At 71.1% G+C, this 7,925-nt stretch carries 5 protein-coding genes and 1 pseudogene; 2 read left to right on the forward strand and 4 right to left on the reverse strand.

Annotated elements, in window-relative coordinates; genetic code table 11:
* The first annotated feature begins 28 nt into the window (after positions 1-28).
* Positions 29-856 carry an alpha/beta fold hydrolase gene (locus ACV530_RS33790; protein WP_494336522.1) on the forward strand — a complete coding sequence of 276 codons (828 nt, stop codon included), beginning with the start codon at positions 29-31 and terminating at the stop codon, positions 854-856.
* A 64-nt stretch (positions 857-920) separates the two neighbouring features.
* On the opposite strand, the gene ACV530_RS33795 is transcribed toward ACV530_RS33790, so the two are convergent.
* From ACV530_RS33795 to ACV530_RS33810, 4 genes are all read right to left on the reverse strand, one after another.
* Positions 921-2,339, reverse strand: a complete 1,419-nt coding sequence (locus tag ACV530_RS33795; protein WP_494336523.1) for a sugar porter family MFS transporter — start codon at positions 2,337-2,339, stop codon at positions 921-923.
* Positions 2,340-2,540: 201 nt separating this feature from the next.
* On the reverse strand, positions 2,541-6,101 hold the full coding sequence (gene smc / locus ACV530_RS33800) for a chromosome segregation protein SMC (RefSeq protein WP_494336524.1): 3,561 nt from the start codon (positions 6,099-6,101) through the stop codon (positions 2,541-2,543).
* Between the two features lie 180 nt (positions 6,102-6,281).
* A complete protein-coding gene (locus tag ACV530_RS33805; protein WP_171172550.1) occupies positions 6,282-6,488 on the reverse strand; it encodes a hypothetical protein in 207 nt (68 codons plus the stop codon).
* A 381-nt stretch (positions 6,489-6,869) separates the two neighbouring features.
* The gene (locus ACV530_RS33810; protein WP_494336525.1) at positions 6,870-7,151 is read right to left on the reverse strand and encodes an acylphosphatase; all 282 of its coding nucleotides are present in this window, start codon (positions 7,149-7,151) and stop codon (positions 6,870-6,872) included.
* 158 nt (positions 7,152-7,309) lie between these two features.
* On the opposite strand from ACV530_RS33810, the pseudogene ACV530_RS33815 reads away from it, so the two are divergent.
* Positions 7,310-7,925: pseudogene (locus ACV530_RS33815) on the forward strand (hypothetical protein); the annotation flags it as partial.

A 7,925-nucleotide genomic window follows, 5' to 3' on the forward strand; every position in this document is an offset into this window, starting at 1 on the left:
AGACGTCCGACACGACCAGGGGGACCACATGACGAAGAACGGCACTTCCTCGACCAGCTCGAAGTGGACTGGCATGGTGCCGGTCGACGATACGGCCCTGGCCGTCACCGACACCGGCGGTCCCGGCATCCCCGTGGTCTACCTCAACGGCCAGTTCGCCACCCAGGGGTACTGGCGGCGCGTCATCGCCGAACTGGGAACGGGGTGGCGGCACATCACCTACGACGAGCGGGCTCGCGGCAAGAAGTCGCACTGCTCGGCGGACTACTCCTTCGAGGCCGCCGTCCGCGATGTCGATGCCGTTCTCGCGGCCCGGGGTGTGGACCGGGCGCTGGTGGTGGGCTGGTCCTACGGAGCGTGCGTCGGGGCGCACTGGGCCGGCCGGAATCCGGAGCGCGCCCTGGGCGCGGTCCTGGTCGACGGCGCCTACCCGTACGACTGGCTCGACGAGGCCATGGAGCAGCGCATCCGGAAGCTGTTCCGGCGGACGAGCCGGTTCGCACCGCTGCTGCGCCCGACGGGCCTGCTCCCGCGGATGAATGCCGAACAGATGGCGGACAGCAACATCGAGCTCGGCAGGCTCTCCCGCGAGCACGAGCTGGGCCCCGTACTGGACGACATCACCGTCCCGGCGCGATATGTGGTCGCTTCGGGGAAGTCCTTGGGAAACCGCGGTGACGAGCTGGAGCGGATACGCACCAGCCTCGGCGCGGTGACCGGCCGCAACCCGAACATCAAGGTGAGCGCGAAGGTCGCGAGCAACCACAGCGCGATCCTGCGCAAGGACTTCCGCGCCGTCGCCGAGGCCGTACGCGAAGCCGCCGCCCTCGCGATCGACCCCCCGGCGGGGAGCTGAAACGCGCGGAGGGCCGCCCCGGAAACCGGGACGGCCCTCGCGAGGAGACGGGCGGCGGGGGATGTCAGCCCATCTCCTCCAACGCCTTGCCCTTCGTCTCCTTCACGAACTTCATCACGAAGGGGATGGAGAGCACGGCGAAGACCGCATAGATGATGTACGCACCCGACAGGTCCCAGTCGGCCAGGCTCGGGAAGCTGGCCGTGATGGCCCAGTTCGCCACCCACTGCGCGGCGGCGGCGACACCGAGCGCCGCGGCGCGGATCCGGTTGGGGAACATCTCGCCCAGGAAGACCCAGACCACGACACCCCACGAGAGTGCGAAGAACAGCACGAACGCGTGGGCCGCGATGAGGGCGACCGTGCCCTGGGCGGTCGGCAGCGTGCCGGCCGAGGTCTTGGCGGCGAAGGCCCAGGCCTCCAGGGCCAGGGAGACCGCCATACCCGCGGAACCGATGAGCGCGAGCGGCTTGCGGCCGATGCGGTCGACGAGAACCATCGCGATCACGGTGCCGACGATGTTGATGATCGACGTCGTGAAGCTGTAGAAGAACGAGCTCTCGGGGTTGATGCCCACCGACTGCCACAGCGTCGAGGAGTAGTAGAACGCGACGTTGATGCCGACGAACTGCTGGAAGACCGACAGGCCGATGCCGACCCAGACGATCGGCAGGAAGCCGAAGCGACCGCCGAGCAGGTCCTTGAACGTGGACTTCTGCTCGCTGTGCATCGCGTGCTCGATCTCGGCGACGCGGGCGTCGAGGTCCATGCCCGTGCCCTCGACCTCGGCCAGGACGGCCTTGGCCTTGTCGGTCTTGCCGACCGAGATCAGGAAGCGGGGGGACTCGGGAATCGCGAAGGAGAGCAGGCCGTACAGCACGGCCGGGACCACCATGACGCCGAGCATCAGCTGCCAGGCCTCGATGCCCAGCAGGTGACCGCGCTGGTTGCCGCCCGCAGCGTTGAGGATGCCCCAGTTGACCAGCTGCGAGATGGCGATGCCGACGACGATCGCGGCCTGCTGGAAGGAGCCGAGACGGCCGCGGTAGGCGGGCGGCGAGACCTCGGCGATGTAGGCCGGGCCGATGACCGAGGCCATACCGATGGCGATGCCGCCGAGGACGCGCCACATGGCGAGGTCCCACAGGGCGAACGGCAGGGCCGAACCGATGGCGCTGATCGTGAAGAGCACCGCGGAGATCTGCATCGTGCGGATGCGGCCGATGCGGTCGGCGAGGCGGCCCGCGGTGGCGGCACCGATGGCGCAGCCGACCAGTGCGATGGCGATCACCTGGGCGAGGGCGGCCGAACCGATGTCGTACTTCCCGCGGATGCCCTCGACCGCGCCGTTGATCACAGAGCTGTCGTAGCCGAAGAGGAAGCCACCCATGGCCGCGGCAGCGGTGATGAAGATGACATGACCCAGGTGGTCCGGTGCGCCCTTGCGGGCCTCCGACCCCTGCGCCATCGCAGTGCTGGTCAACGTGTACTCCTGGAGTCCGGCGACACTGCCGGGCGGTGGGGGGTGGCCATTCCAGTGGTGCACAAGATCGAATCAGCCACCACTTGAAGGCATAAGCAACGCAGCAGACCCTATGTCTTCAATTTTCTAAGTCAATAGATTGTGACGAAGAACCATCCCCCACGTTTCGGGCGGATTGACTTCACTAGTTGAAGATTCGGCTCAGCGCAGCCGCTGGCTGATGACCTTGGAGACACCGTCGCCCTGCATGGATACGCCGTAGAGGGCGTCCGCGACCTCCATCGTGCGCTTCTGGTGCGTGATCACGATCAGCTGGGAACTCTCCTGGAGTTCTTTCATGATCCCGATCAGCCGCTGGAGATTGGTGTCGTCCAGCGCGGCCTCGACCTCGTCCATCACATAGAACGGGCTCGGGCGGGCCTTGAAGATCGCGACGAGAAGCGCGACGGCCGTCAGGGAGCGCTCACCGCCGGAGAGCAGGGAGAGCCGCTTGACCTTCTTGCCCGGCGGGCGGGCCTCCACGTCCACGCCGGTGGCCAGCATGTCGTCGGGATCGGTGAGGACGAGCCGCCCCTCGCCGCCAGGGAAGAGGCGCGAGAACACGCCCTCGAACTCCCGGGCCGTGTCCCGGTAGGCCTCCGTGAAGACCTCCTCCACCCGCTTGTCGACGTCCTTCACGACCTGAAGGAGGTCGGTACGGGTCTTCTTGAGGTCCTCGAGCTGCTCGGAGAGGAACTTGTGCCGCTCCTCCAGCGCCGCGAACTCCTCGAGCGCCAGCGGGTTCACCTTGCCGAGCTGCTGGTACGCCCGCTCGGCGGCCTTCAGCCGCTTCTCCTGCTCGGCCCGGACGTAGGGCACGGGCCGGTTCCTGGGGTGCCCGGGGTCCTCGGGCAGCTCCTCGCCGTCCGCGGGGGGCGAGGGGGGTACGGGCTGGTCCGGCCCGTACTCCTGCGCCAGGCCCGTCGGTTCGACGCCGAACTCCTCCAGGGCCTTGGCCTCCAGCTGCTCGATGCGCAGCCGCTTCTCCGCGCCCAGCACCTCGCCCCGGTGCACCGAGTCCGTCAGCTTGTCCAGCTCCGTCTTGAGCTCGCGGGCCCGGTTCCGTCCGTCGACGAGCTCCTGCTCGCGCTCGTTCTTCGCCGCCTCGGCCGCCTGCCGCTCCTCGTCGGCCCGGACGAGCGACACCTCGACATGGGCCAGCAGCTGCCGGGCACCGGCCGCGACGGCCGAGGCGACCTCGGCCTCGTGGCGCAGCCGGGCGCGGCGCTGCTCGGCGCGCGTCCGCGCCTCGCGTTCGGCGCGCGCCGCCCGGTCGAGCCCGTCCGCCCGTCCCGCCAGGGCCTTGACCCGCTCCTCGTGGGTGCGGACCTGCAGGCGGGCCTCCATCTCGGTCTGCCGTGCGTTGGCGCCGTCGGCGGCGAGCCGGTCGCGTACGGACGTGTCGGGTTCGTCCGCGGCGTCCTCGTCGCCGAGCGTCTCGGCGACGGCCAGCCGTTCGGCGAGCTCCTCGGCCTCCTCGGCGGCCCGGACGAGCCCCTCCTCGGCACGGGCGGCGGCGGCCTCGGTCCGCTCGGCCTCGCCCGCGGCGGCCCGTGCCGCCCCGGCGAGCCGGCCGAGGTCCTGGGCGAGCCGCGACTTCTCCCGGTCGGCCGAGCCGCGCAGGGCCGAGAGCTCCTCGACGAGCGCGGCGCACTGCGTACGTCTCTCCTCCGCGGCGCGGCGCGCGGCGCTCGACTCGGTGCAGCGTCCGTCCAGTTCGGCCAGTTCTGCCGTGGCCTCGTCGACGGCCGCCTGCACCTCGAGCAGGCTCGGGGCGCCGCCGGAGCCGCCCTGGGCGAGGTGGGCGCCGAGCAGGTCGCCGTCGGCGGTGACGGCGACGAGGTGCGGCTGCGAGGCGACGAGGTCCTCGGCCTCCTCCAGCGTGTCGACGACCACGACATCGCGCAGCATCCGGCGCACGGCGGGCAGCAACTCGCGCGGGGCGTCGACGAGTTCGGCCGCGAGGCGGTGGCCGTCCGGGCAGGCTGCGGGTGCCGTCTCGGGGGCTCCGGCGAGCAGCAGCACGGCGCGGCCCGCGTCCTCCTTCTTCAGCAGGCGCAACGCCTCGGCGGCGGACGGGAGTCCGGCGACGGCGACTCCGTCGGCGGCCGCGCCCAGGGCGGCGGCGACGGGCAGCTCGTATCCCGGTGCCACGGACAGGAGTTCCGCTGCCGGGCCCAGCAGTCCGGCCAATCGTTCCTGCGCCGACAGCAGCGCGCCCGTGCCGTCCTTGCGGCGCAGCCCGAGGGCCAGGGCGTCGCGGCGGGCGGTGAGGGCCGCGCGGTCGCGGTCGGCCGCCGACGCGGCCTCGCGGGCGGTGCCCAGTGCGGCCTCGGCTGCGGCCAGTTCCCGCTTGGCGGCGTCCTGGCGGTCCGCCAGTTCGGTGTCGCCCGCCTCGGCGCCGTCGGCCTCGGCCTGCCGGCGCTCGTACTCCGCCTGTGCGGTGGCCGCCCGTTCGCGGGCCTCGTCGCGGGCGGCGGCCAGCCGGCCGATCTCGGCCTCGGCGGAGGCCACCCGGCCGCGGGCCGCGGTCACCTGCCCGTGCAGCCGGGCGAGTTGCTCGCGGCGGTCCGCGCTGGCGCGGGCGGCGTCCCTGAGGCGGCGTTCCTCCTCCGCGAGCCGGCGCTCCAGCTCGGCCCGGTGCTGCGCGGTGTCCTCGAGGGCCCGGCCGGCCGCCTCCAGCGCGGCCTCCAGCTCGGCCTCCTGCTCACGGACGCGTGCCGCCTCGCGCTCGAGATCCTCGGGGTCGCGCCCGCGCCGTTCCTCGGCGGGCGCCGCGCTCGCGCTGGCGACACGGGCGTCCGCGAGGCTGACCGTGCCGCGCACCCGCTCGGCCAGCCGCGACAGTTCGTACCAGGTCTGTTGGGCCGTCGCCAGGCGCGGCGTGAGCTGTGCGACCTGTTCCTCCAGTGCGGCCTCGCGCTGCGCCGCCGTCCGGAGCTCCGCCTCGGCGGCCTCCTTGCGGCCCTTGAGCGCCGTCTCGTCCGCCACCTCGGCGCTCAGCGCCTCGCGCAGGGTCACCAGGTCGTCGGCGAGCAGCCGCAGCCGGGCGTCGCGCAGGTCGGCCTGGATGACGGCGGCCCGCCGGGCGACCGCGGCCTGCCGTCCCAGCGGCTTGAGCTGGCGCCGCAGCTCATCGGTGAGGTCCTGGACGCGGGCGAGGTTGGCACGCATCGCCTCGAGCTTGCGCAGCGCCTTTTCCTTGCGCTTGCGGTGCTTGAGGACGCCCGCCGCCTCCTCGATGAAGGCGCGGCGGCCCTGGGGGTCGGCATGCAGGACGGAGTCGAGCTGCCCCTGGCCGACGATGACGTGCATCTCGCGGCCGATGCCGGAGTCGGAGAGGAGCTCCTGGATATCGAGGAGACGGCATGTGTCGCCGTTGAGCTGGTACTCGCTGCCGCCGTTGCGGAACATGATCCGCGTGATGGTCACTTCGGCGTAGTCGATGGGCAGCGCGCCGTCGGAGTTGTCGATGGTGAGCGAGACCTCGGCACGGCCCAGCGGGGGCCTTCCGGTGGTACCGGCGAAGATGACGTCTTCCATCTTGCCGCCGCGCAGCGACTTGGCGCCCTGCTCACCCATCACCCAGGACAGGGCGTCCACCACGTTGGACTTGCCCGAGCCGTTCGGTCCCACGACACAGGTGATGCCGGGTTCGAAGCGAAGGGTCGTGGCCGAGGCAAAGGATTTGAAGCCGCGCAGCGTCAGGCTCTTGAGGTGCACGCGGTAGGACTCTACCGTTCATCTCGGTTTCACCCTGGAAGGTGCAGGGCACATGATGCGGTGTGGGGGGTGGGGATCCGGAAACACACCGAAAATGACGAAGGGACGCCGAAGCGTCCCTTGCAGCATTCAAGCGGCTGACAGTGCAGCCCGACCGGGCCCCCGGGGCAGGGCGTACGGTCAGGCGAGCGCAGGCTCCGCCTGGGATACGTCGATGGAGTCGAGCAGCGAGTCACCACGGTGAGCGGCGGCAGACAGGGCATCGTTCTCGGCCTGCATCCGAATGAGCTCGGATTCCAGGTCCTGGACACGCTGCTGAAGCCGTCGCATCTCGGAGAGGACTCGGGGGTCGGAGCCGCCGACGTAACCGAGAAGCGCCTTTGCCATGATGGATGGTCCTCCACACTGAGTGACCGACCGAAGCGGTGTGGGTCGTGAGGGATTCGCACCCGCGGTGTCTGCCATCACTACTGCGGTGTTTCAATGCCAAACAGCTAAGGTGCGCGGGGCTTCCAGAGTCTCACCAAAAGGTTTGACGGTCAACACGATCACACCCCGTATCGACAGGCGTCCCGGGGGCGCGGCGGGCGATTCACGCGGCGCTTTCCTCTTCCGGAACCCCAGGGGTGTGGAGATCATCCGTCGGAAGGCAGCCTTGCACGGTGCGGCCGTCTTGGCAACCATCAGGCAATTCCTCCCGCATGAACGTGCTTATGGCATATGCCAAAGCGCGCACTTCCGACGGATTCCGCTTTTCCGGCCGCCAGGTCAGCGGATCTCGAAACCGTCGTAGCCACCGCGCGGCGTGGCCCAGATCTCCGTCACGCCGTCCACGCGCCCCGGGGTGTCGCCCGCCCGCAGCCAGTCGAGCAGCTGTTCGCATCCGGCGCGCGGCCCCTCGGCCACGACCTGGACCCGGCCGTCCGCGAGGTTCGAGGCGAAGCCGATCAGATCCCCGATGCGCATTGCGTTCTCCCGGGTGAACCATCGAAAACCAACGCCCTGCACTTGGCCACGAACCCAGGCAGTAAGACGGACAATCTCGTTCATGTCTGCACGCTAACCGGCCAATTAGATAAGCGGCACTTCGGCCCCCCATGCCATGCCGTACAGTCGCGGCTCGAAAAGACTCCCCCGTACGAGTGACGCACTTTGAGGCCGAGCACAAAGGAAGGCAGCGGATGGGTCGTCATCGACGCTCTGCCCCCGTGACCTCTGACAAAGCGGCAGCCAGGACCCGCGAGACGAGCGAGACGGCCGAGCACCTCGACCCGGCCGAAGCACCCACCGTACCCATCCCCATCGCCTCCCCCGACCGCCCCGTGTCCGCGGGGCGGCACAGGAGCCCGCACCGGCCCGCCGCCGGGAAGAGCGGGAAGAAGGCGGGCAGGCCCGCCAAGCCGAAGACACAAGTGCGGACCGGCCTGTTCGGCGCGTCCGCGGCCGTGGCCATGGGCGCCGTCGCCATGGTCTCCGGCCTGCTGCCGGGCAACCCGCTGGCGGTAGGCGGCGACAACGGAAGCGGGCACAGCGGCGGCGCCAGCGGACAGGTGCGCGCCGACGCGCCCCTCGACACCCCCACCCCCGTCGGCAGCCCGTCGAGCACCCTGGACGGGAACCGGACCCCCTCGCGGTCCGAGGCCCCGTCGGCGGCCCCCCGCCCGGCCCGCCCCGCCCCGGCGGAGCGGGAGGCGGTCCCCGCGAGCCGTACGTACGGCCGGGTCCCGTCGTCCTCGCCCCCGACGCGCGCCGACGCGGCCGCGCCCACCGCCCGGGGGGCCCCCCAAGCAGTTGCGCCCCGGGCGGGAGGGCGGGGTACCGTCC

It is taken from the genome of Streptomyces sp. SX-6, from assembly GCF_059089585.1.

Coding starts and splice junctions, on each gene's coding strand:
- ACV530_RS33790 (WP_494336522.1), top strand. CDS start 29: ATGACGAAGAACGGCACTTCCTCGACCAGCTCGAAGTGGACTGGCATG.
- ACV530_RS33805 (WP_171172550.1), bottom strand. CDS start 6,488: ATGGCAAAGGCGCTTCTCGGTTACGTCGGCGGCTCCGACCCCCGAGTC.
- ACV530_RS33810 (WP_494336525.1), bottom strand. CDS start 7,151: ATGAACGAGATTGTCCGTCTTACTGCCTGGGTTCGTGGCCAAGTGCAG.